This is a genomic window from Streptomyces sp. A012304 (genome assembly GCF_026008495.1).
Classification (GTDB): Bacteria; Actinomycetota; Actinomycetes; order Streptomycetales; family Streptomycetaceae; genus Streptomyces.
Map to the genome: position 1 here is coordinate 212,233 of NZ_BQUN01000112.1, position 21,958 is coordinate 234,190.

Sequence of the window (21,958 nt, forward strand, 5' to 3'; positions counted from 1 at the left end):
GTTCTTCCGGGTCGGGCGGGAGGGTGGTCATCGGCGGCGGCCCTTGCGGGTCGCGCGGGTGGTGAGTTCCTCGTAGGCCGGGGTGTCGCCCGCGCGGACGCGGTCCCAGGCGCGGGCGAACAGCTCGGGCACCGGCACCGGCGGCACGGCCCGGGTGTGGTCGCGGAGCGGGTAGAGGCCTTCCTTCCAGACCTCCACCGGCAGCGCGGGAGCCTTGAAGTCGTACCAGCCGCACGGCAGGAAGAGGGTGCGTCCGGCGCGCGGCCGCTTGGCCTCGACGACCAGGCCGGTCGCCGCCAGCTCGGTCCGCGCCTTCTTCAGCCGGGCCGGCTTCCAGCCGGTCCAGCGGGCGCAGTTGCGGTCTGTCGGGTCGGGCAGGGCAAGCAACTGGAGGTAGAGCGCCGCCGCGTCCTCGCCCATGCCGTGTTCCCGGGCGACTTCGGCGACCAGCTCCGGCGCGCTGACGGTCGGGTCCTGGGCGTGCCCGGCGGGTGCGCCGGGGCCGGCGCCGGCGGCGACCGCGCGGGCGAGGTCCTCGCCGAGGAGCGTCCGCAGCGCCCGCAGTCCGAAGCCGCGGCCGGGCGCGACCAGTCCCTCGACGAGCCCGAACACGGCGTCGTCCGGCCCCGTGAGCCCGGCCGGGCGCAGCAGCACGGTTTCCTGGTCCTGGTACCAGGGGCGCAGGACCAGCGCCTCGCCCAGCCGGGTCATGCCGTCCGCGTCGGCACCTCCGGTGGCGGGCAGCCCGTAGGCCTTGCGCAGCCCGGCCGCGGTCGTGCCCTTCTCCGCCCACGAGATGTCGAGGTCGAGCAGCAGCCCCGGGTCGGTGAGCCGGCGGCGCACCGCGGCGAGGCTCTCGGGCAGCGTGTCGCGCAGCGGGTGCCCGTACGGCAGGGAGTAGGCGAGCCCGGCCAGCGCGCCGACGGCATGCGCCATCCCGTACCGTCCGGGCAGGGCGCGGGGGTCCTCCGCGACCAGGTTGCCGTCCTTGTCGGGACGCTGGACCGTGGTGCGGCTGATCCACGGGGTGCGACGCGGGTTGAGGATCTCCTCGGCGGAGCCCAGGGGCGTGGTGCCCAGGCAGAGGTTGCCGAGGAGGTCCTCGGGCAGCCGGACCACGCCGCCGAGCCGCTCCTCCCACACCCGGCCCGCCGCGCCCGTGTCCGGACCGGACGTCCACAGGTCCGCGGGGTTCTCGGGCAGCAGCGCGCCGACGAGCGCCGCCCGGTCGTCGGCGCCGAGCGAGGCCAGCAGGGCGTCCCCGACCTCCTTCTGCCGCGGCTTCAGCCCGGTGGCGGCGATCACCTCGTCGGTGAGCCGCTCCGGCCGGCCGGCGAGCAGCAGGGCCGCCTGGAGCGGGCCCGTCCCGCCACGGGTGGCGGCGGCGAGCACCTCGGGCGCCTCCGTCCGCCAGGGCGCGGCGCCCTTGTCCCGGACCAGCCGGGTCACGGCGGCGAGCGCGTCGGCGGGGAACACCGGCGGGTGCGCGGTCTCCCTCTCCAGCGTGAAGTGGGCGACGGCGCCGAACTCCCCGGCCGGATCGTGGTCCAGCGCCAGCCAGTTCACGCGCCCGGTGTGGTGGTCGACGTTCTGGCAGCCGAGGACGACGACGGTACGGCCCTCCCGGCGCAGCACCTGGCCGACGCGCTCCTGCTTGTCGTGCGGCTCGCTGAGCAGCACTTCGCGCAGCGCGGCCCCCGGTGCGGCCAGCGGCCCGTCCATGACCGCCTCGCACAGCAGGAGCAGCGCCTCCCGGTGCGCGTCGGTGACGGTCGGGGAGGCGGCCCGGTAGGCGAGCGGGCGCAGCACGTCCAGGACGGACGGCCACACCGGACCGATGCCCGGGACGGTGAAGTCCTCGCTGTGCCATCCGCCGGCGGCCCGGGTGAGCCGGGCGCTCGCGGACAGCGGCTTGCCATCGGCGGGCTTGCCGCCCAGCACGTGGTTCACCGCGCGGATCTGGCGCAGGATCGTGTACCGCGCACCGCTGCCCGCCCAGCCGTGCAGGTGGGCGAAGCCGTCCACGGCCTCGCGCACCGTCTGGTCGTCGCCGTGTTCGGGGCTGTAGTCGGCGAACATGCCCTCGGCGCGCCGCCGGTCCGCCGACGGCCGCTCCACCGGAGGCGCGGCGAAGGAGGCCGTCGACTCCGCGAGCCGCAGCACCGCGCGCACGAGGGAGGCGACACCGGTCAGCACGCCCGGCTCGGTGAGACCGGGCAGCACCCGGGGGACCGCTTCGCGGACGAACTCCTCGGCGCTCGGCACGGCAGCGGCGGCGGTGGCGGCACCGCTCCCGGCGGCCTCCGCGGCACCCACGGCCGCCGCCACCTGCTTCGCCCGCTCCGCCAGTGCCTCCCTTCCGGCCCGCAGCAGCTCCTCGGCCCGCTCGTCGCTCAGCGCGCGCAGGAGCGCCGAGGCGTCCTCGTCGCGCGGGCGCAGCGCGTGCCAGAAGGCGGTCGGCGGGACGAGCCGCGTACCGGCGGCGAACTCGCCGCCCCGCTCCAGCGTCGTCACCCGGCCCAGCTCGCCCGTGCCGGAGTACAGGGCGACCTGCCGGTGCTGGGCGACGGCGAGGGGCTCCGCGCCTCCCGGCAGCCGCAGGGCACCGAGCAGCACGCCCGGGGCCCTGCCGTGCGGCGACGGCAGGGTGACGGTCCGGCCGTCCGGCGTGCCGGCGGTCGTACGGGCCTCGGCGCCCTCGCCCTCGGTGCGCACCCAGTGGCCCAGGACCGTGCCGTCCGTGCCGAACGGGCTGTCCTCCAGGCCGGGCTGGAGCGGCAGCACCACGCAGTGCTCCTGCCGCAGGGTCGCGCCCTCCTGGATGCCGGTGCGCAGGAACGCGGGCAGCGAGGCACGCCCGTGCGTGCCGGTGGCCGGGTCGTACTCCAGCCACACCTGCTGTCGCCCCTGCCGCCCCTGACGCCAGTACGAGGTGCCGTCGCCGAGGACGCGGCGGCCGGGCGGCAGGACCGTGTCGCCCGCGTGCAGGGCTCGTCCGCCGGTGGCGCGTCCGCCGCCGGGCAGCGGGATCGAGGGATCGCCTGCCTCGCCGCCGCCGTACCAGCGGGGGATCTGCTCGCCGCCGAGCGCGAACACCTCGGACGGGCGGGCCGACCAGTAGCCGCACTGCTTGTTGTCCTGCCACCACATCACCAGCAGCTCGCCGTCCGTGTAACGGAACGACGGACGCCGCCAGCGGTCCAGCTCGTCGGGCAGCCGCAGCTCGTGCTCCAGCAGAATCTCCTGGGGGCCGACGACGATCGCCTTGTGTCGCCGGGAGAGGATCAGCGCGGGCCAGGCCTCCTCGACGACCAGGGTGTCGTCGCGGTCGCGCCGGGTCTCGGCGTCGAGCCGCCGCAGCGCCTCCTCCAGGGCGGGCCAGCCCAGCTCGTCCGGGATGCCGGCGCGCAGGGTGCGGCCGAGCAGGGGCGCGACCTCGTGCGCGGCGGCCTTCGCGACGGCGTCGGGGGCCACACGCAGGGCGATCGCGCGGAACGGACGCATCCGCTCCAGGGCTGTGCGGGCGGCGGGCAGCCCGACCGCCGCGGTCAGCTCGGCGGCCGCGTCGTCCAGCCACTCGCGCAGCACGTCCGCGAGGACGGGATGCCCCGCCAGGCCCTCCAGCAGCTCGGCCGCGACGCTGCCGCGCAGACCGCCGACGGCGGCGTACAGCAGGCGCCGGCAGTCGGCGTCCGCCGCGACGGCCGTCAGATCCCGCCGCCCGGGCAGCGTCTCGCGCAGCCAGCGGTCCAGGAACAGGGCGACGTGCGTGTCGCGGTCGGGCAGCTTCAGCGGCACGCCCTTCGCCACGCACAGGTCGAGCAGGTCCAGGTCGGCCCCCGCGTGCCAGCGGCCGGTGAAAAGGTCCACCGGGCGGCCCTGGGCACGCAGCCGTGGCGCCATCCGCTCCACGAGCGCGAGCGTGGCCTGCGAACGGCTGGACCCCGAGCCGCCGTGCTTGCGGTGCAGCGCCCACCGGCTCAGCCAGTCCGCCGGGTCGACCACGTCCGCCCCCGCGTCGGCCTCACCGGTCAGCAGCAGGTCGGCCCCGGTCTCGGCGAGCAGCGCCAGCCAGAACTCGTCGTCCTCGACCGAGCGGCCCAGACCGGCCGGCATGATCTCCAGCAGCCGGGCCCGTACCTCCGGCCGCTGTCCGACCAGGACCGACAGGGTCGCCCGGTAGGCGTTCCAGAAGGAGGCGGGAGCGCGCACCGCCGCCGGCGAGGCGAGCAGATCGGCGGCGAGGGCGCACTCCTCCGTGACCCGGTCCAGGCCCGCGGCCTTGATCAGCCCGCGCGCGTCCTGCGGCAGCGACGCGTACGGCGGCATGCCGGCCGCGCAGCGCTCCACCGTCAGCTGCCGGAACTGCGCCCAGGCGTCGGCGGGGCTGAGCCGCCCGGCGAGCGCCCTCACATGTTCCTTGAGCGCCTTGACGGTCAGCGCCCCCGCGAAGGCGAACTCCAGGAACACCGCACGCTGCCGCTCCTCGTCCACGGTCAGCGCGTGCACCCGCTCGGCCTCGCGGGCCTTGCCGAAGAAGGCGGAGGCGTACGTGGTGTTCTCGTGCTGGAGGAAGACCCGCGCGGCCTGCTCGTAGAAGGTGGGCAGGAAGTGCGGCACCGCGCGGCCGAGCCGGGTGCCGAGCGCCTCGAAGCCCTCCTTGGCGGCGCCGGGCTTGGACTTGGCCTGCCGCGCCAGCCGCTCCACGTCCTTGACCAGCGCCAGCGCGTGGTGACCGTTGGCCGGGTCGTTGACCAGCGCCCACGCGGGGAAACCGAGCGTCTCCCGGCGTACCTGCCCGACCTGCGGGGTCTCCCGTTCCCGGCCCAGGCCGAGGAAGTCCAGCGCCAGGTCCTCGGCCTCGCCGAGCGTGCCCGGCACCAGCCGGACGATCTTCCGCTCGTCCAGCGCCGGATGCGTGTACGTGCGGACGGTGAGGACATCGGCGTCCTCCCGGTCGGTGGTGCCCGGGGGCAGGACCGCGCCGGCCTCGAGCAGCGCGACAGTCGTGGTCTCGTCGTACGTCGTGGTGGCCGTCATGCCGCCTGCTCCTCGTCCTCGATGTCCCGCCCGGCGTACAGCGCGGCCGCCATGCGCATCCCCTCCGACCAGGCCACCGGCCCGACCTGACCGAGCTTCAGCGCCCGCCCGGCCGCGTCGGTGAACACCAGCGGGCCGGTCTCCGTCTCCTCGTAGCCCTCGTAGTCGCCGACCCACACCCGGGCCTCGACACCGCGGCCGTCCTCCAGCACCGAGCACACGGCGTGGCCGGCGCGCACCCGGTAGCCGAGCTGGGCGGCCCTGCCGTGCAGGAACCGCTGCTGCTTGAAGACACCGCCCGCGTACTCCTCGACGGACGCGCCCTCGGCGTCGAGCGCGGCGGGCCGGTGCCAGACCTCACGGAAGAGCTGCTGGGCACGCTGCTCCACGCCCAGCTCCACGGCGAACTCCCGCAGCTCCTCCAGGTCGTCGAGCAGCACGGGGTGGGGGAGACGGACCAGGTCCGGGGTGATCCGGACGGTGTCGCCGTCGAGGTCGACGAGGCCGAGGCCGCGCTCGGGGTCGGCGTCCCGCAGGAATCCGGCCACCTCGCCGTCGGCCCCGGTGACGACGAGGTCGCGCAGGGCGCCCTGCCAGGACGGGTCGGGCCACACCCGCGCGAGGACCTCGAACGGCACCGGCAGCGACCGCACCATCCACCGCTCCACGTCGGCCAGGCACTGCCGTTCGTGCCTTTCCAGCCACTCGACGAGCTGACGCAGGCCCACCACGGCCGGGTCGTCGGCGATCTTCGGCGGTACGGATTTCAGCCGCCGTCCGGCCGCGTTGCGGCACACCACCTTGCCGTCGTCGAGGGCGACCTCGTAGTCGCCGGCCGACACCCACCCCATGTGTGCCTCCCGCACCCGCAGTGATCAAGTGACGGGAACTCTAGGACAGGCCACTGACAACGGCGTCGGCGCGGGCCACCTGACCCGCCGTCCGGCATGACGGCGCCCCAAGACGGGCCCCGAAGCCGGCGCCTGCACGCGAGCGAAGGCCGCCCGCGGCAGGATCACGGGGATGGGATCCGGCCACGGGCGGCCCGCGTGCCTCCAGGCTCCGGCGCGGCCTCACGGCCTGACCGGAAACGGCCCGGCCGCCCACCGACGCGGAAGGGGAGCGGCCTCGCCGTGGAGGCCCGTGCCGGGGTGACGGACACGGTGGGCCGAACCTATCCGCGGCGCGCGGGCGGCGGCGATCCGTCGAGCGTGGCCGATTCGCGCACACCCGCGCCACGCCGACCGCGCGGCGGCTCAATCCGATCTGAGGCCGGCTCATCCGGACCTGAGAGCTGCTCAGTCAGGTCTGAGGACGGTTCGGTCAGGTCTCAGGACGGTTCAGCCCCGACCGGGGCGCCGCAGCTGAGGTCGCCGACGGTCAGTGGCCCGAGCCGCACCACGTCGAACCGGGCGTCGAGCGAGCGGGCGGGGGCGAGCAGATCCAGGAAACCCGCGTAGTAGGTCGCGTCGACTGCCGCCCGCGCCTCGTCCACGTCCGTCGTCCGGAACGAGTACCTGCGGACGGCGTCGACCGCCGCGCCGGCGCCTTCGGAAGACACCGCACGTCCCGACCGGGCGCGTCAGCCCTCGACCCAGCCGTGGTTCTTCGCGAACTGCGCGAGCCCCGAGCGCACCTGGAGGATCTGCTCGGCGGTCAGCGAGGGCACCGCCGTCAGCAGGGCCTCGGTGACGTCCCGGGTGAACTCCTCGGTGCTGAGCACGTCGCACAGGACGTCGTCGTCGGCCGCCAGCGGCTTGCCGTCCGCGCCCCGCGCGAGCCGCACGCCCGACGCCTTCGGGCCGCGCTCGCCGTCCTCGATCTCGAACTCCACCACGACACCCCGCCGCACCTGCGACTCGGGCATCAGCATGTCGTTCACGTGCAGGAACACGTCCTCGCCGCCGTCGTCGGGCGCGATGAACCCGTAACCCCGCTGGCTGTCGAAGCGCACCACACGACCAGCAACCATCCCAGACCCCCAGCAACCTCGAAACACCCACGTCGGTGGACCTGAACCGATCGTAGTCACCCCGACGGCCCCCGAGCGACTCCCGGGGGACTCACTGCGCACGGTACAGCGCGGTGAGCAGCTCCAGCACCGCCTGCCCCGCCGGGTGCGGGTCGTCGCGCCACCACACCAGGCGGACGGCGACGGGCTCGGCGTCGCGCACCGGCCGGTAGACGATCCCGGGCCGCGGGTACTGGTGGGCGGTCGCCTCGGCGGTCACGCCGATGCCGCGGCCGGTGGCGATCACCGTGAGCCAGTCGTCGACGTCGTGGGTCTCCTCCACGGCCGGCCGCGCGTCGGGCGGCCACAGCTCGGGGGTGGTGGTGCCGGTCCGGCGGTCGACCAGCAACGTCCGCCCGCTGAGGTCGGCGAGCCGCACCGAGCGGCGCCGGGCCAGCGGATCGTCCGCCGCCAGCGCGCACAGACGCCGCTCCAGCCCGACGATGACGGAGTCGAACCGCCGGTCCTCCAGGGGCCGGCGCACCACCGCCATGTCGCAGGCACCGTCCGCCAGCCCCGCGCTGGCCGAGTTGACCCGCACCAGCTGGAGGTCGGTCTCCGGGCGCAGCGCCGCCCACCGGCGCTGGAAGGCGACGGTGTGGCGGCCGAGCGCGGACCACGCGTAGCCGATCCGCAGCCGGGTGTGGCCCGAGGCGGCCTCCCGCACCAGCGCGTCCACCTCGCCGAGCACCCGCCGCGCGTGCGCCGCGACCCGCAGCCCCGCCGCGGTCGGCGTCACCATCCGCGAGGTGCGCCGCAACAGCCGTACGCCCAGGGACCGTTCGAGGGAGGCGAGGGTGCGGGAGACGGCCGCCTGGGAGACGCCGAGGACGGCCGCGGCGTCGGTGAAACCGCCCTCGTCCAGGATCGCGACGAGACACCGCAGCTGCCGCAGCTCCACACCCGTGGCGAGATCCATGACTCCATCGTATGGATCGGGACCGGCATGCATTTTGCGCAACGGCGGTGCGGGAGGACGATCCCGCCATGACTGCCGTGTCCCCGCCCGCAGGGTCGCCTTCGACGCCGAGCCCGTCCCTGCCACCGGAACGGGACTCCCGGCGGCGCGCCGCCGGGGTGGCCGCCATGGTCGGCAGCGGTCTGTCCAACCAGACCGGCGCCGCGATCGGCTCGCTCGCCTTTCCGGTGCTCGGTCCGGTGGGGGTGGTGGCGGTGCGCCAGTACGTCGCCGCGCTCGTGCTGCTCGCCGTGGGCCGCCCCCGGCCGTGGTCCTTCACCCGACGGCAGTGGGGGCCGGTGCTGCTGCTGGCCGTGGTGTTCGGGACGATGAACCTCTCCCTGTACACGGCGATCGACCGCATCGGCCTGGGACTCGCGGTGACCCTGGAGTTCCTCGGCCCGCTGACCCTGGCCCTGGCCTCCGCGCGCCGCCGCGTCGACGCCTGCTGCGCGGTGATCGCCGCGGCCGGCGCCGTCACCCTGATGCGGCCGCAGCCCTCCACCGACTACCTGGGCATGGGCCTCGGGCTGCTGGCCGCCGTGTGCTGGGCGGCGTACATACTGCTCAACCGGACCGTCGGGCGTCGTCTGCCGGGCGCGCAGGGCTCGGCCGCCGCGGCCGTTGTGTCCGCCCTGGTGTTCCTGCCGGTCGGCGTGGCGCTGGTGCTGCGGCAGCCGCCGACCGCGTCGGCCGTCGGCTGTGCCGTGGTGGCCGGAGTGCTGTCCTCCGCCGTGCCCTACCTCGCCGACCTGCTCACCCTGCGGCACGTGCCCCCGGCCGCGTTCGGCCTGTTCATGAGCGTCAATCCGGTGCTCGCGGCGCTGGTCGGCTGGATCGGGCTCGGCCAGGGCCTCGGCCTCGTCGACTGGACGGCCGTCACCGCCGTCGTGCTGGCCAACGCCCTGAGCATCCTCGCGCCGGGGCGCCGCTGACGGCGGTCAGGACTCGGCGCGCGCCGCCTTCTCGCCCTGCTCGCCCTTCTTGCTCTGCTCGGCGTTGCGCTGCTTCAGCCGGGCCGCCTCCTTGCGGACCTCCGCCTGCGTGGCGCGCTCCTTCACCAGCCACTCGGGGCTCGCGTCCTTCAGTTCCTCGATCTGCTCGGTGGTCAGCGCCTCCGTCACACCGCCGCGCGCCAGACCGGCGATGGACACGCCGAGCTTCGCCGCGACCACCGGACGCGGGTGCGGGCCGTTCTCCCGCAGCTCGCGCAGCCAGGCGGGCGGATTCGTCTGGAGCTCGTTCAGCTCGGCGCGCGAGACGACACCCTCCTGGAACTCGGTGGGGGTGGCGGGGAGGTACACACCCAGCTTCTTCGCCGCGGTCGCGGGCTTCATGGTCTGGGTGCTCTGCTGCGACTTCATGCCGTCCAGACTATCGGCCGCCGAAGAGACCTCCGACCACAGCCGGTAACCTGGCGGGATGACCGACTCGGCGGATTCCCCCTCGTTCCGGCTCGCGTACGTTCCCGGAGTGACGCCCGCCAAGTGGGTGCGGGTCTGGCAGGAGCGCCTGCCCGACGTCCCCCTCACCCTCCTCCAGGTACCGCCCGCCGAAGCCTCCGACGTCTTGCGCGACGGCCGCGCGGACGCCGGCCTCGTACGCCTCCCGGTCGACCGCACGGTCTTCAGCGCGATCCCGCTCTACACCGAGACGACCGTCGTCGTGGTCCCCAAGGACCACGTGATCACCGCGGCGGACGAGATCGGTCTCGACGACCTCGCCGACGAGGTGGTCCTCCACCCCCTGGACGACGTGCTCGGCTGGGACCGGCCGCCGGGCGAGCCCGCCTTCGAGCGCCCGGCGACCACGGCCGACGCGATCGAACTGGTCGCGGCGAACATCGGCGTCCTGGTCGTGCCCCAGTCGCTGGCCCGGCTGCACCACCGACGCGACCTCACCTACCGCACGGTCGTGGACGCCCCTCAGTCGGGAGTCGCCCTGTCCTGGCCCGAGGAGGAGACCACCGACCTGGTCGAGGAATTCATCGGCATCGTCCGCGGCCGCACCGTCAACAGCACGCGTGGCCGCGCGCGGCAGCAGCCCGAGCCGAAGACCGGCACCAAGCGCGAGCCGCGCAAGCCGACGGCGGGCCGGGCGACCGGCGGCGCCACCAAAGACCGGAGCGGCGCCGCCGGCGGGCGGAGCGGCGGCACCGCCAAGGGCCGGAGCGGTGGCGGCAAGCGGGGCACGGGCAAGCCGCGCCGCCGCTCGTAGCCCTCGCGCCACGCCCCTCCGGACACGCGCCTTCCGCACCCGCGAGGCCCTTTCCGGTGCCTCCACTACGGCACGAACGTCGCGCCGCGCGCCGTGCTCACCACCTTCTGGCCGTCGGCCGAGGCGAGCAGTCCGTCGGCCACCCAGGCGTTCACCACGCTCCGCACGCGGGTCACCAGCGCCCCCTTCCCGCTGAACGGCGCCGCCGCCCACACCTCGTCGAGCAGGGTCGTGCCGTCCACCTTCGCCGGGTTGGCCACCCCCGAGTCGCTGGTGCCGAACACCACGCGCGGCTCGGTGCGGCGGACGTACGCGTGCGTGGGGTCCTCGGTGCCCTCGAAGAAGGGCGCGAACTCCGTGCCGTCGAGCGTGAAGTGCAGGAGCTTGCCGCTCACGGGCGTGAGGGAGGGCAGCAGGTCCCCGGAGAGCGCCGCGTTGCGGTACAGGCCGAACGGCAGGTACGTCGTCGCGGAGTCACGGGCGACGAGGTTGACCGGCCCGTAGAACAGGGTCTGCAACGACGGGTCGTCCAGGGCCTTCTCCACCCGCAGCCGGAACGGGGCCGCGATCCGGACGGTGTCGCCGTCGCGCCAGGTCCGGGACACCGTGAAGTAGCTGCCGGGCGTCGGAGTGCCGCTCACCCTGCGGCCGTTGACCGTCACCCGGAACCCGGCGGTCGCCCAGGACGGCACCCGCAGCCGCAGCGCGAAGGAGGCGGTGCGGCCCCGCACGGTGAGCGTGGTGCCCTGCTCGCGCGGGAAGTCCGTGCTCTGTGTGACGGTGACGCCCTTCTCGGCCCAGGTCAGAGTGGACGCGCTGTACAGGTTGACGTACAGGGCGCTGCCGTCGGCGGCCTTGAAGTACACCGAATCCTGGTACTTCGTGGCGCTCTCCATGCCGGTGCCCTCGCAGCAGGTGGTGCCCTGCTTGGGCGTATAGTCGCGCACATGACCGGGCGTCAGCCCGATGAAGTACGTGACCAGCGGTTTCTCCGCGTCCGGCCGGTCCTGCTTGGAGCCGAGGACCTGGTTGAGCAGGGCCCGCTCGTAATAGTCCATGTACTTGGGGTCCTGCTCGTGGAAGAACAGCGCCCGGCTGAGCTTCAGCAGGTTGTACGCGCAGCACGTCTCGGCGTTCGTGGCGCTGATCGTCCCCGCGATCACGTCCCGCGCCTTCCAGAACTCGCCGGTGCTGGTGCCGCCGATGCCGTACATGCGGTGCGGTACCACCATGTCCCAGAAGTTCTTCGCGGCGGTGAGGTAGCGCTCCTCGCCCGTCGCGTCGTACAGCCGGAGGTAGCCGGTGAAGATCGGGATGTGCTGGTTGGCGTGCAGGCCGTCGAGGACGTCGGTGTTCGCGGCGCACGCGTCGATGAGCCGGTCGAGGTCGAACAGCTGGGCCAGGGCGAGGTGTTCGGCCTTGCCGCTGAGGGCGTGCAGATCGCAGATCGCCTCGACGATGCCGCCGAACTCACCGCTGGAGAAGATGCCCCACATCCGCTGCAACGTCGCGTCGGGCAGCCGGGACAGCCGCGAGTACATCCAGTCGCCCATCCCCGACGCGAGGTCCAGGGCGCGGACGTCGTCGGTGGCGAGGTGGGCGTCCAGCAGACCCCGCAGGATCTTGTGCGCGGTGTAGTAGGGCGCCCACACCTTCGTGTAGTCGCCGCTGGTCATCGACTCCAGCTGGATGAACTGAGTCTCGGGGTACGCGGCGAGGAACCCCGGATGGCTGGGGCCGCCCCAGGTGCGGCGCAGGGTGGCGGTCCGGCCGTGGCCGGAGGCGTCGGCGAAGGTGGAGCCCGAGGTCTCGTCGAAGGCGTACGAGGCGAGGTCGCCCGGGGTGCGCGCGCTCTGCAGCGCCGCGATCTCGTCGGCGCTCAGGGCACGGGAGAAGACGTCGAAGCCGCCGAAGGCGCCCGCGAAGACCGGGTCGGAGGCGTAGTGGGACCGGCCGAGCCAGTGGTCGGCGAGAGTGCCGAGGGCGGCCGGGGTGAGCGACATGGCCGTGTTGCGGGCCACGGCCGCGCCGTTGACGTACAGCGTGCCGGTGCCGCCGTCGAGGGTGACCGCGAGGTGGCTCCACTGGTCGAGGGGCAGCGCGGCGGTGCCGTTGAGCCCTTGCTCGGCGCCAGGTCCGTTGGTGGTGATGGCGAACCGGGGCACCCCGCTCGCGTTGCGGGCGGCCAGGTACAGGTAGCGGGTGGTGTCGTTGCCGAAGTCGAGCACGCGGGCCCAGTCGCCGGCGTGCGTCGGCTTCACCCAGGCGGCCAGGGTGAGGGCCGTGGCACCGCCGAGCACGCCGGCGGGCAGCTCGACGTACTGGTAGGAGCCGCGGACGGTCTCGGCCGCCGGGCCGAACCTGCCGTCGACGCTCAGTACGGCCGGGTCGCGCCGCAGGGCCTCGCGTACCTCGGTCAGCGCGCCGACCATGGTGCCGATCTTGTCCGCGTACACCTGGTCGCCGGTGCCCGCGTACGCCTGGGACAGCATCGTCAGGAAGTGGCCGGTGTAGTGGCCGCGCAGATTGCCGTTGGCCTCCCCGTCGAGCCCCTCCCAGCCGCCCGGGGCGACCGCGCCGCCCGTGGGAAGACCGGCGTTGGCGCGGAAGACCTGGAGCAGCCGGTTCACGTCGTAGCCGCGGGCGTGGTCCAGCATCAGCTGCCGTTTGGTGGCGAAGATGCCGGGGCCCAGGGAGACCTGGTCGAGGGCGAAGGGCTGGAGGGTCCAGGCGGCCGGGGGCGGCAGGGTGACCGCCGAGGCCGTCGTGGCCGCTCCGCCGGCGATGCCGGGGACGGCGACGGAGAGGATCGCGCTCTGGAGAAGGGTCCGTCTGCTGAGCGGCGGTGCCATGTGCTGCTCCTCCGGGTCCACGGGGTTCGACGTCTCGACAGGGGTACGACGGCACAGTCGTTCGCGAGCGAGGCGTCTTCGCCGAGCCGTCAGTCGTTCGAAATCACGCACGGTGTACGGATGGTCGACCAGACGTTATGGGTGTGACGGGAGCGCGTCAACGGTGTCGACGTGATCGGTCGCGTGTCGGCCTCACTTGGGGGCGGTGCGGCCGATCGACTCCACCAGCGGCAGCAACCGGTGCGGCACCCGCTCCCGCAGGGCGACCTCCGTGCGGGTGCGGACCACGCCCGGCAGGCTGATCAGCTTCTGGATCACGTCCTCCAGGTGGGCGTTGTCCCGCGCCACCACCCGGGTCAGCAGATCGCCGCCGCCGGTGATCGAGAACGCCTCGACGATCTCCGGCACGGCGGCCAGCGCGTCGCCCACGTCGTCGAGGTGGCCCTGGGTGACCTCGATGTGCACGAACGCGAGCACCGGGTGGCCGAGCGCGGCGGGGGAGAGGGCCGGGCCCGTCCCGGTGATCACACCGTCCCGTTCCAGCCGGTCGAGGCGGGCCTGGAGCGTGCCGCGCGCGACGCCGAGGATGCGGGCGTACTCTCGCACGCTGGTGCGGGGCTGTTCGAGGAGCAGCCTGAGGATGCGTGTGTCCAGCTCGTCCACGGCCATGGCGTCGGCACTCCCCTCAAGCCCCCGATGATCACCTTCGACTGTACCAATGGCCCAGTGAAGGGTGTTTCCGGTGGGCCGCTCGGTTCTGGTCCGTTGGCTTCAGGCCGACCCGGGCAGGGCGGCTGATACTGAGCCAATGGCTCAGTGTTCCGGGCCTCACTTGAGCCAGTGACGGCACGAGTGGTGTCATGGGGGCGTCGATGGCGCTGCGGACTCCGCGGCGCCTTTTTCATGCCGGTGTCACGAAGGGGCGGAAGCAGTGCTGAAGAGGGTGTTCGTGGCTCCGGACCCGGGGCGGGCGCGGCTGCGGTTCGCCGCCCGGGCCGTCCTCGGCGTCGGGCTCGCGGTCGTGGTCTGCGGCCTCGCCGGACACTCCCTGACCGGCACCGTCACCGGTGGTCTCGCCGCGCTGCTCGCCCTGTTCACCGTCACCGACGCCACCGTGCGCGGCCAGGCGGTCACCACCGCGCTGCTGCCCGCCGTCGGCATGCCGGTGCTCGCGGCCGCCGCCGTGCTGCACGACCAGCCCGTCGCCCGCGACCTCGCCTTCCTCGCCGTCATCGGCGCGGGCGTGTACGCGCGCCGCTGGGGGCCGCGCGGACACAGCCTGGGCGTGTTCGCGTTCATGATGTTCTTCGTCGCGCAGTTCCTGCACGCGGCCGTCGGCCAGCTGCCCGAGCTGTTCACGGCCGTCGCGCTGTCCGTGCTGACCGCGGCGGCGGTGCGGTTCGGGGTGTGGTGCTACGAGCGCCGGCTGCCCCCGGCGCCGGTGCCCGCCGCGCCGGGCGGCCGCGGCCTCGCCCGTGTCACCACGCGCCAGGCGGTCCAGGCCACGGCCGGCGCGGGCTTCGCGCTCGTCGTGGGCCAGCTCGTGTCCGGACAGCGCTGGTACTGGGCCGTCGGCGCCACCTGGTGGATCTTCGTCAACACCACTTCGCGCGGCGAGACCCTCGTGCGCGGCTTCCGCCGGGTCCTCGGCACCGTCATCGGCATCGGGCTCGGCCTGCTGGTCGCCGTCCCGCTGAACGGGGCGGGCGCCCCCACGGCCGCCCTCGTCGCCGTCTGCGTCTTCGGCGTCTTCTACACGGCCGCCGTCTCCTACACCTGGATGATGCTCTGGGTGACCCTGCTCGCCGAACTGCTCTATGGCCTCCTCGGCGTCCTCAGCCCCGGGCTGCTGGCGCTGCGTCTGGCGGAGACCGGCGTGGGCGCGCTCGGCGCCGTCCTGGCGGTGCTGTTCGTGCTGCCGGTGACGACGCACGCCGTCACCGACGGCTGGATCCAGCGGGCCCTGCGCTGTGTCCACACCTGCACCGCCGAGGCCGCCGCGCGTCTCGCGGGCGACCCGGCCGCCGACCCCGCCGGGCGCGTCGCGGAACTGGAGCAGCTGCTCGGCCGGGTGCGGCTGTCCGTCGCCCCGCTCGTCCACCCGCTGAACCCGATGCTGGGCCGCAAGCGGCGCGCCCGCCGGGTCCTCGGCCTGCTCGACGACTGCGCCCGTGAGATCCGCGGCCTGGTCGCGGTCGCCGCGGACCCGGAGGCCTCCCACGACACCCGCCTCGCCGCCGCCTGCTGGCGGGTGCGGGACGCGGTGGAGGCGCTGACCGAGGGCGGCTCCGGCCATGTGGCGCCCACCGAGCGGCCGCCGGTGAACGAGCCCGCGCTGGCCCATCTGCACGGCCTGGAACAAGCCCTGGCGGAGCTGGCCCAGCCGCTGCGGACCCCTCCGGGGTCACCGCTGGGGTCACCGCTGGTCGGCGCCTGAGCCTCTGGCCATGAAGGGAGCGCCGGGCAGGTCCTCGCGAAAACGGGTGACGAGGACGGGTGGGGCGAAAGAGGTCCATGTGATGGGCATGGCTGGGAAGAGTCACCGTCTTGGTCTAGACCGATCGTGATCGACTGCTACCGTCACCCCGAACAGCGGCGGCACGAAAGGGGACAGCGGTGGCAGACGTCGACGGACGGCGCAGACGGGCGTTCATCGGGTCGTTCACGGCGGCTGGAGGGCCCGGGATCGTGGCGGCGGACCGGGACCCGGACAGCGGTGCGCTCACCGTCCTGGGTACTCTCGACGGCGCCCCCGACCCCTCCTACCTGGCCCTCTCGCCGACCGGCGACACCCTCTACGCGGTCAGCGAGACCGCCGAGGGCGCGGTCGCCGCGTACCGCCTCACGCGCGACGGCCTCCCGGAACCGGCCGGCCCGCCCGTGCCCGTCGACGCCAACGGCCCCACGCACCTCAGTGTGTTCGACGGCCACGTCCTGACCGCCAACTACGGCTCCGGCAGCGTCACCGCCGTCCCCGTGCGCCCCGACGGCACCCTCGCCCGGGCCGCCTCCAGCGTGCTGCGGCACAGCGGCTCAGGCCCGCACACCCCGCGCCAGCAGGGCCCGCACGCCCACCAGGTGCAGCCCGACCCGAGCGGACGCTGGGCGGTCAGCGTGGACCTCGGCACGGACTCGGTGCGGGTGTGCGACCTGCGCGACGGCGACCTCGTCCTGCACCGGGAGTTCGCGCTGCGCCCCGGCTCCGGACCGCGCCACCTTGCCTTCCACCCGTCCGGCTCGTACGCGTACATCGTGAACGAGCTGACCCCGACCGTCACCGTCTGCCGCTGGGACGCCCCGGAAGGCTCGCTGAAGCCGCTGACCGAGGTGCCGCTGCTGCCCGAGGCGCCCGCCGGGGACGCCTATCCCTCGGGCATCGTCGTCTCGCCCGACGGGCGCTTCGTGTGGACCGCCACGCGCGGCGAGGACGTGCTCTCCGTGCTCGCCGTGGCGGACGAGGGCTCCACGTTGCGCCTGGTCGGTACCGTGCCCTGCGTCGGGCGCTGGCCGCGCGCGCTCGCCGCCTCCGGCGGTTTCCTGTACGTGGCGAACGAACGCTCCGGCGACGTGACCTGGTTCGCCGTGGACCCGGCGACGGGGCTGCCCCGGCGCAGCGGCTCGATCGAGGTGCCCGCCGCGTCCTGCGTGGTCCTCGACTGAGCCCGGCCCCCGCCGGTCGGCCCCGCCGGTCGGCACGCGAAGGGCCCGCTCCCTGCCGGAGCGGGCCCTTTCGTCGTTCGGGCGCCGCGGGCTCCCCGTGGTGCCGTTCGGTCAGCGGACCGGCGCGCCCTGCGGCTGCTGCGGGGCGATGCCCAGGGCCGTCGTGTACTTGGCGAGGGCGAGCTTGCCGATCGCCGGGTACGGGCCGAGCGCGTCGGCGGCGGGGCAGTCCGCCTCCTTGGCCGCCTCCTCGATCAGCATGGCGTCGATCTCCGGGCCGATCAGGTACGGCGCCAGCGCCAGCTGCTGGGAGCCGGAGGTGCGCAGCTGCTCGGCCACGGAGGCGATGGAGCCCTCCTGGTCGAGGGCCGCGGCCATCACCGGCACGGCGAGACGCGCGGCGAGCAGCATGCCGGTGATCCCGGCGGCCTGCACTGCCTCCTCGCCGCCCACGGACGCCAGGATGATGCCGTCCGCGGCCGTCGCCACGGTGAACAGGCGGGCGCGGTCCGCGCGGGCCAGACCGGCCTCCGACAGCCGCACGTGCAGCGCCTCGGCGAGCAGCGGGTGCGGACCGAGGACGTCGGTCAGCTCGGCGGCGACCCGGCTGTCCATGAGGGCCTGGCGGACCTGGCGCAGCAGGGCGCTGTCCGGACCGGCCAGCAGCGGCACGATCACGGCGACGGGGCCGTCGGGCTCCTTGACGTCCAGGCCGGCGGCGCGGGCGTGCTCGTAGCGGGCGGTGCGCTCGTCGGCGGCGTACACCAGCACGGACTGGAGGGTGGGGAACTCGGTGTCGTCCCCGTCGAGGTACCCGATGCGCGCGTCGAGGCCGGGCAGCTCGGAGCGGGCGATGCTCACGACCTCCTCGGCGAGGCCGCGGGTGACGGCGCTCGGCGTGCCCGGCACCGCGAGGACCAGCGCGGGCGCGCCTTCGGGAGCCGCGAGGGGCTCAGGGCGCCGGTGCCGCCCGGGCTGGCGGGGGCGCGGCATTCGTACAGGCAGGCCGGACGCGGGCCCAGTGGGGGAGCTCATGGCGCCGCATGTTACTGGCTTCTTGGGCTCCCCTGTTCGGTCAGGGTGCAGGTGAGCGGTATCCGTCCTGTTTTGTCTGATGAGTTACGTACGGATCAGAAGTGATCAGCGTGTTTTCCGGACGACTTGCCCTCGAACAGGTCAATTCCCCTTTTGTGTCATGGTGTCTGCTTCACCCACGTACAGCATCGTCTCGTCACCCGGCAGGGTGAGCGTGCCCGTTGCCAGCCCGACGGCGAGCCGGGCCGCGCCGTCCAGCGGATCGCCGCCGGCCGTGACCCACCGCGCGTGCGGCAGCCGCCGCGTCATTTCCTCCCGCAGCGGTACGAGGAGAGGGTCGCCGATCGCGAAGAGGCCGCCGGTGACGGCGACGTGGGGTTCGCCGTCCGCGGGGCAGACGGCGGCCGCCGAGTCGGCCATGTGCCGGGCCGCCGTCCGCAGGATGTCCGCGGCGACCGGGTCGCCCGGCGCGCAGGCGGCGACCCGGGGCGCGAAGGAGGCGAGGACGGCCGCGCGGTCCGGGCGCGGGTAGAACAGGCCCGGCAGCCCGGGCAGCGGCCCGAACTGCTCCTCGGCGCCCGCCAGAAGCGCGCCGGAGCCGCCGGCGCGGCCGTCGTACGCGCGCAGGGCGGCCTCCAGGCCGGCCCGGCCGATCCAGGCGCCGCCGCCGCAGTCGCCCAGCAGATGGCCCCAGCCGTCGGCCCGGCGCCAGGTCGTCAAATCCGTGCCGATCGCGATCAGACCGGTGCCGGCGGCCACCACGGCACCCGGCCTCGATCCGAGCGCACCGGCGTAGGCGGTCACGGCGTCGGCGGCGAGGACGGTCCTGCGGACACCGAACTCCCGCGCCAGGGCGCCCGGCAGCTCGGCGCGCAGAGCGTCGCCCAGGGTGCTGAACCCCGCGGCGCCGACGACCGCCGTGGCCGGACGGATCCCGGTCTCCGCCGTCAACGCCCTGACCAGAGGGGTCAGTTGCTCCATGAGGTGCTCCGGGTCCACGCCCCGCGAGCCGGTGCGCACCGGCACCTTCGACGACCGCCGCCGCGCCGTGCCCCGCGCGGCGGTTCCGACGGCGACCCGCAGGCCGGAGCCGCCCGAGTCCACGGCGAGGAAGCCCTCGGCGTGCTCCGCGCCCGCGGGGGCGGTCATGGCAGGCGCCAGTCCACCGGTTGACCACCCTGGCGGATCAGCAGGTCGTTGGCCCGGCTGAAGGGCCGCGAACCGAAGAAGCCACGGTCGGCCGACATGGGGGAGGGGTGCGCGGACTCCACCGACGGCAGGTCGCCCAGCAGCGGACGCAGATTGCGCGCGTCACGCCCCCACAGGATGGACACCAAGGGCTTGCCACGCGCAGCCAGCGCCCGTATCGCCTGCTCGGTGACCTCCTCCCAGCCCTTCCCCCGGTGCGCCGCCGGCTTGCGCGGGGCCGTGGTGAGCGCCCTGTTGAGCAGCAGCACGCCCTGCTGCGTCCACGGCGTCAGGTCGCCGCTGGACGGCTGGGGCAGACCCAGGTCGGTGTGGAGCTCCCGGTAGATGTTGATCAGACTGCCGGGCAACGGCCGTACGTCCGGCGCGACCGAGAACGACAGGCCCACCGCGTGACCCGGCGTCGGGTACGGGTCCTGCCCGACGATCAGGACGCGGACGTCGTCGAAGGGCTGCTGGAAGGCCCGCAGGACGTTCTGCCCGGCGGGGAGATAGGTGCGTCCCGCGGCGATCTCCGCGCGCAGGAAGTCGCCCATCGCGGCGATACGTCCGGCCACGGGTTCCAGGGCCTTCGCCCAGCCCGGTTCGACGATTTCATGCAAGGGTCGTGGTGCCACGGGCGTCACCCTACTGCCGTACCAGCGGCGGTGATCAACCGGTGGCCAAGGCCCGACGGTCCCCCCGGTGGCCTCATCCGACCACCGCGGCCCGCACACAGAGCACGTCCGGCAGATGTGAGGCCAACTGCCGCCAGCTGTCGCCGTCGTCGGCCGACGCGAACACCTCGCCGTTGCGGTTGCCGAAGTAGACGCCCGCCGGGTCCGCGTCGTCCGTGCACAGCGCGTCGCGCAGCACGGTGCCGTAGTGGTCCTCCTGCGGCAGCCCCGCCGTGAGCGGCTCCCAGCTCCTGCCCGCGTCCGCCGTACGGAACACCCGGCAGCGGCGGTCGGCGGGGACCCGGTCAGCGTCGGCGGTGATCGGGAAGACGTACGCCGTGTCGCCGCGACGGGGATGCGTGGCGGCGGCGAAGCCGAAGGTGGAGGGCAGCCCTTCGCCGATGTCCGTCCACCGCGCGCCCGCGTCGTCGCTGCGGTACACGCCCCAGTGGTTCTGGAGGTAGAGGCGGTCGGGGTCGGCCGCGTCCCGCGCGACCTTGTGCACGCACTGGCCGAACTCCGGGTTCGGATCCGGCAGGAACACCGCAGACACCCCGGAGTTGGAGGGCGTCCAGCTCGCGCCGCCGTCGGTGGTGCGGAACACGCCGGCCGTCGACACCGCGACCGTCACGGCACGCGGGTCGCGGTGGTCGGTGAGCACGGTGTGCAGCCCCTCGCCGCCACCGCCCGGCATCCACTGCGAACGCGTCGGGTGCTCCCACAGCGGGCGGACCAGCTCGAAACTCTCCCCGCGGTCCTCGGAGCGGTACAGCGCGGCCGGTTCGGTGCCCGCGTACACCACGTCCGGCTCGGCGGCCGCCGGGTGCAACTGCCACACCCGCTCCAGCGAAGCGCCCGTGTCCGGCGGGAACTTGACGGCCGGTTTGGCCGGTTCGGTCCAGGTCCGGCCCAGGTCGTCGGAGTGGAACACCGAGGGTCCCCAGTGCGCGCTGTCACCGCCGGCGAGGAGACGCGGGCGGTCGCCGCGGGTGTCGATGGCGACCGAGTAGATCGCCTGTGCGTTGAAGTAGGGCGACGCGTCGAACTCCCAGGCGCCGCCGCGCCCGCGCCCGATGAACAGGCCTTTGCGTGTGCCTACGGCGAGCAGTACCTCGGTCATGCCGATCACCTCCGGGACGTCTTTGTCTCAGCACCGGCCAGTGTGCACCCCGCCACTGACAGTCACCCCCGCAAACGCGGTCGCCGCAGGTCACAGCGGCGAGGGCGGCCCGGCACCGCCGGATGTCGGCCACGTTCGGCGGGACGCCTGCGCGGGGCGCGGGGCCCGTGGGACCGTCGAGGCGAAGGACTCGTCCTGAGCATCCGGACCGCCCGCCGCGTATGGGAGTGCGGCCAGGATGTTCACGCGCTCATGAGGAGGAAGCCTTCGATGGCGTTCCGTGGTCCGAAGGTGTGGCTGTGGCGCTGGCGACGCAATCCGCTCAAGCGTCGCGCCGACACGGTGGAGGCCTGGGTCCTGCTCGGCGCCTGGGCGCTGACGGTCCTCGTCGGGGTCCTGGCCGGCTGGGCGACCTCCCGGTCCGTGGAACAGGGCCTGGCGCGGGAGCGCACCGAGTGGCGTCCCGTCGCCGGACGGCTGACCGAGCGGGCCCCCGGGAAGCCCGCCGCGCGGCCCGGCGCCGCCAGCGGCGACCAAGTGTGGGCGAAGGTCGGCTGGACCGGCCCCGACGGCTCCACCCACACCGGTCAGATCCGGGTCAGCCCCGGCAGCGCCGCCGGCACCGGCGTCACCGTCTGGACGGACCGCCAGGGCCGCCTGGTCACCCGGCCCGCCACCGCCGCCCAGGCCCGCCTCCGCGCCTCGCTGGTCGGCGGACTCGCGGGCGTGGGAGCGGCGACCCTGCCCTACGCCGGCGGCCGCGTCCTGCGGGGACGCCTGGAACGCCGACGCGTGGAGCAGTGGGACGCGGACTGGGCGCGGTTCGACGCGCTGTGGGGCAGGCACGCGGGGTGAGGCCACGGGGACAGGGACGGCGGGCCGCCCACCCCTCTCCACCGCTCCCCACTTCTCGCCCTCTTCTTTTGTCCGCTGCTCACCGCCTCTCCATCAGCTCCCGGCACAGCCGCACCAGCTCCTCGTCCCTGGGAATGTCATGGCTGCCGTGCCCACGCGGTCGTGCCAAGTGGCGGCGGGGCGCGGCGAGTTCTCTTTCGGCCAGGTCCCGCAGCGGCGCGGCGGCGGCTCCGAGCGCCGTGAGGGATCTCGCGAGCGCGAGCCGGGCCGAGGTGTCCTCCGCCCAGGCGGTCCGCAGCACCCCGGCGACGGCGGGCTCCACCTCCCCGGTGATCCGGGCCAGAGCGC

17 protein-coding genes and 1 pseudogene are annotated in these 21,958 nt (G+C 74.4%); 5 read left to right on the forward strand and 13 right to left on the reverse strand.

All coding sequences use genetic code 11. The features are described 5' to 3' along the window. Positions 1–27: 27 nt before the first annotated feature. The 5 genes from ALMP_RS29665 to ALMP_RS29685 form a co-directional block, all read right to left on the reverse strand. Positions 28–5,040 carry a hypothetical protein gene (locus ALMP_RS29665; protein WP_264933793.1) on the reverse strand — a complete coding sequence of 1,671 codons (5,013 nt, stop codon included), beginning with the start codon at positions 5,038–5,040 and terminating at the stop codon, positions 28–30. Next, complete coding sequence (locus tag ALMP_RS29670) at positions 5,037–5,891, reverse strand: DUF4132 domain-containing protein (RefSeq protein ID WP_264933794.1); 855 nt, start codon at positions 5,889–5,891, stop codon at positions 5,037–5,039. Before ALMP_RS29670 ends, ALMP_RS29665 begins: the two co-directional genes overlap by 4 nt. A gap of 479 nt (positions 5,892–6,370) precedes the next feature. After that, on the reverse strand, positions 6,371–6,601 hold the full coding sequence (locus ALMP_RS29675; protein ID WP_264933796.1) for a hypothetical protein: 231 nt from the start codon (positions 6,599–6,601) through the stop codon (positions 6,371–6,373). Positions 6,602–6,622: 21 nt separating this feature from the next. Beyond that, complete coding sequence (locus ALMP_RS29680; RefSeq protein ID WP_264933798.1) at positions 6,623–7,012, reverse strand: cold-shock protein; 390 nt, start codon at positions 7,010–7,012, stop codon at positions 6,623–6,625. A 91-nt stretch (positions 7,013–7,103) separates the two neighbouring features. After that, positions 7,104–7,970: a LysR family transcriptional regulator gene (locus tag ALMP_RS29685; protein ID WP_264933800.1), complete on the reverse strand. Its 867-nt coding sequence runs from the start codon at positions 7,968–7,970 to the stop codon at positions 7,104–7,106. Positions 7,971–8,038: 68 nt separating this feature from the next. Here ALMP_RS29685 and ALMP_RS29690 point away from each other — a divergent pair, with 68 nt between their 5' ends. Next, the gene (locus ALMP_RS29690; protein ID WP_264933802.1) at positions 8,039–8,944 is read left to right on the forward strand and encodes a DMT family transporter; all 906 of its coding nucleotides are present in this window, start codon (positions 8,039–8,041) and stop codon (positions 8,942–8,944) included. 6 nt (positions 8,945–8,950) lie between these two features. Here the strand turns inward: ALMP_RS29690 and ALMP_RS29695 are convergent, their stop codons facing one another. Beyond that, positions 8,951–9,373 (reverse strand): DUF5997 family protein, encoded by a 423-nt coding sequence (locus ALMP_RS29695; RefSeq protein WP_264933804.1) that lies wholly within the window; start codon positions 9,371–9,373, stop codon positions 8,951–8,953. Between the two features lie 58 nt (positions 9,374–9,431). On the opposite strand from ALMP_RS29695, the gene ALMP_RS29700 reads away from it, so the two are divergent. Continuing rightward, positions 9,432–10,226, forward strand: coding sequence for a LysR family substrate-binding domain-containing protein (locus ALMP_RS29700; protein ID WP_264933805.1), 795 nt, complete (start codon positions 9,432–9,434; stop codon positions 10,224–10,226). Positions 10,227–10,291: 65 nt separating this feature from the next. On the opposite strand, the gene ALMP_RS29705 is transcribed toward ALMP_RS29700, so the two are convergent. Together ALMP_RS29705 and ALMP_RS29710 are read right to left on the reverse strand one after the other, a co-directional pair. Further along, positions 10,292–13,078 (reverse strand): beta-L-arabinofuranosidase domain-containing protein, encoded by a 2,787-nt coding sequence (locus ALMP_RS29705; protein ID WP_264933807.1) that lies wholly within the window; start codon positions 13,076–13,078, stop codon positions 10,292–10,294. Between the two features lie 192 nt (positions 13,079–13,270). After that, a complete protein-coding gene (locus ALMP_RS29710) occupies positions 13,271–13,747 on the reverse strand; it encodes an Lrp/AsnC family transcriptional regulator (RefSeq protein WP_264933809.1) in 477 nt (158 codons plus the stop codon). A 262-nt stretch (positions 13,748–14,009) separates the two neighbouring features. On the opposite strand from ALMP_RS29710, the gene ALMP_RS29715 reads away from it, so the two are divergent. Continuing rightward, the gene (locus ALMP_RS29715; RefSeq protein ID WP_264933811.1) at positions 14,010–15,515 is read left to right on the forward strand and encodes an FUSC family protein; all 1,506 of its coding nucleotides are present in this window, start codon (positions 14,010–14,012) and stop codon (positions 15,513–15,515) included. A gap of 179 nt (positions 15,516–15,694) precedes the next feature. Then, entirely contained in the window at positions 15,695–16,738 is a 1,044-nt protein-coding gene (locus ALMP_RS29720; protein WP_264933813.1) for a lactonase family protein, read from the forward strand. A 111-nt stretch (positions 16,739–16,849) separates the two neighbouring features. Here ALMP_RS29720 and ALMP_RS29725 read toward each other — a convergent pair whose 3' ends face one another. The 4 genes from ALMP_RS29725 to ALMP_RS29740 all read right to left on the reverse strand — a co-directional run bounded on the left by ALMP_RS29725 (position 16,850) and on the right by ALMP_RS29740 (position 20,755). Next, positions 16,850–17,773 carry a sirohydrochlorin chelatase gene (locus ALMP_RS29725; protein WP_264933815.1) on the reverse strand — a complete coding sequence of 308 codons (924 nt, stop codon included), beginning with the start codon at positions 17,771–17,773 and terminating at the stop codon, positions 16,850–16,852. A gap of 141 nt (positions 17,774–17,914) precedes the next feature. After that, entirely contained in the window at positions 17,915–18,922 is a 1,008-nt protein-coding gene (locus ALMP_RS29730; protein ID WP_264933817.1) for an N-acetylglucosamine kinase, read from the reverse strand. Beyond that, complete coding sequence (locus ALMP_RS29735) at positions 18,919–19,596, reverse strand: uracil-DNA glycosylase (protein WP_264933819.1); 678 nt, start codon at positions 19,594–19,596, stop codon at positions 18,919–18,921. Before ALMP_RS29735 ends, ALMP_RS29730 begins: the two co-directional genes overlap by 4 nt. Positions 19,597–19,669: 73 nt before the next feature. After that, on the reverse strand, positions 19,670–20,755 hold the full coding sequence (locus ALMP_RS29740; RefSeq protein WP_264933821.1) for an exo-alpha-sialidase: 1,086 nt from the start codon (positions 20,753–20,755) through the stop codon (positions 19,670–19,672). Positions 20,756–21,025: 270 nt separating this feature from the next. Between ALMP_RS29740 and ALMP_RS29745 the strand changes: the two genes are divergently transcribed. Next, complete coding sequence (locus ALMP_RS29745) at positions 21,026–21,610, forward strand: hypothetical protein (RefSeq protein ID WP_264933823.1); 585 nt, start codon at positions 21,026–21,028, stop codon at positions 21,608–21,610. Between the two features lie 79 nt (positions 21,611–21,689). On the opposite strand, the pseudogene ALMP_RS29750 reads toward ALMP_RS29745, so the two are convergent. Continuing rightward, positions 21,690–21,958, reverse strand: a pseudogene (locus ALMP_RS29750) (HEAT repeat domain-containing protein); the annotation flags it as partial.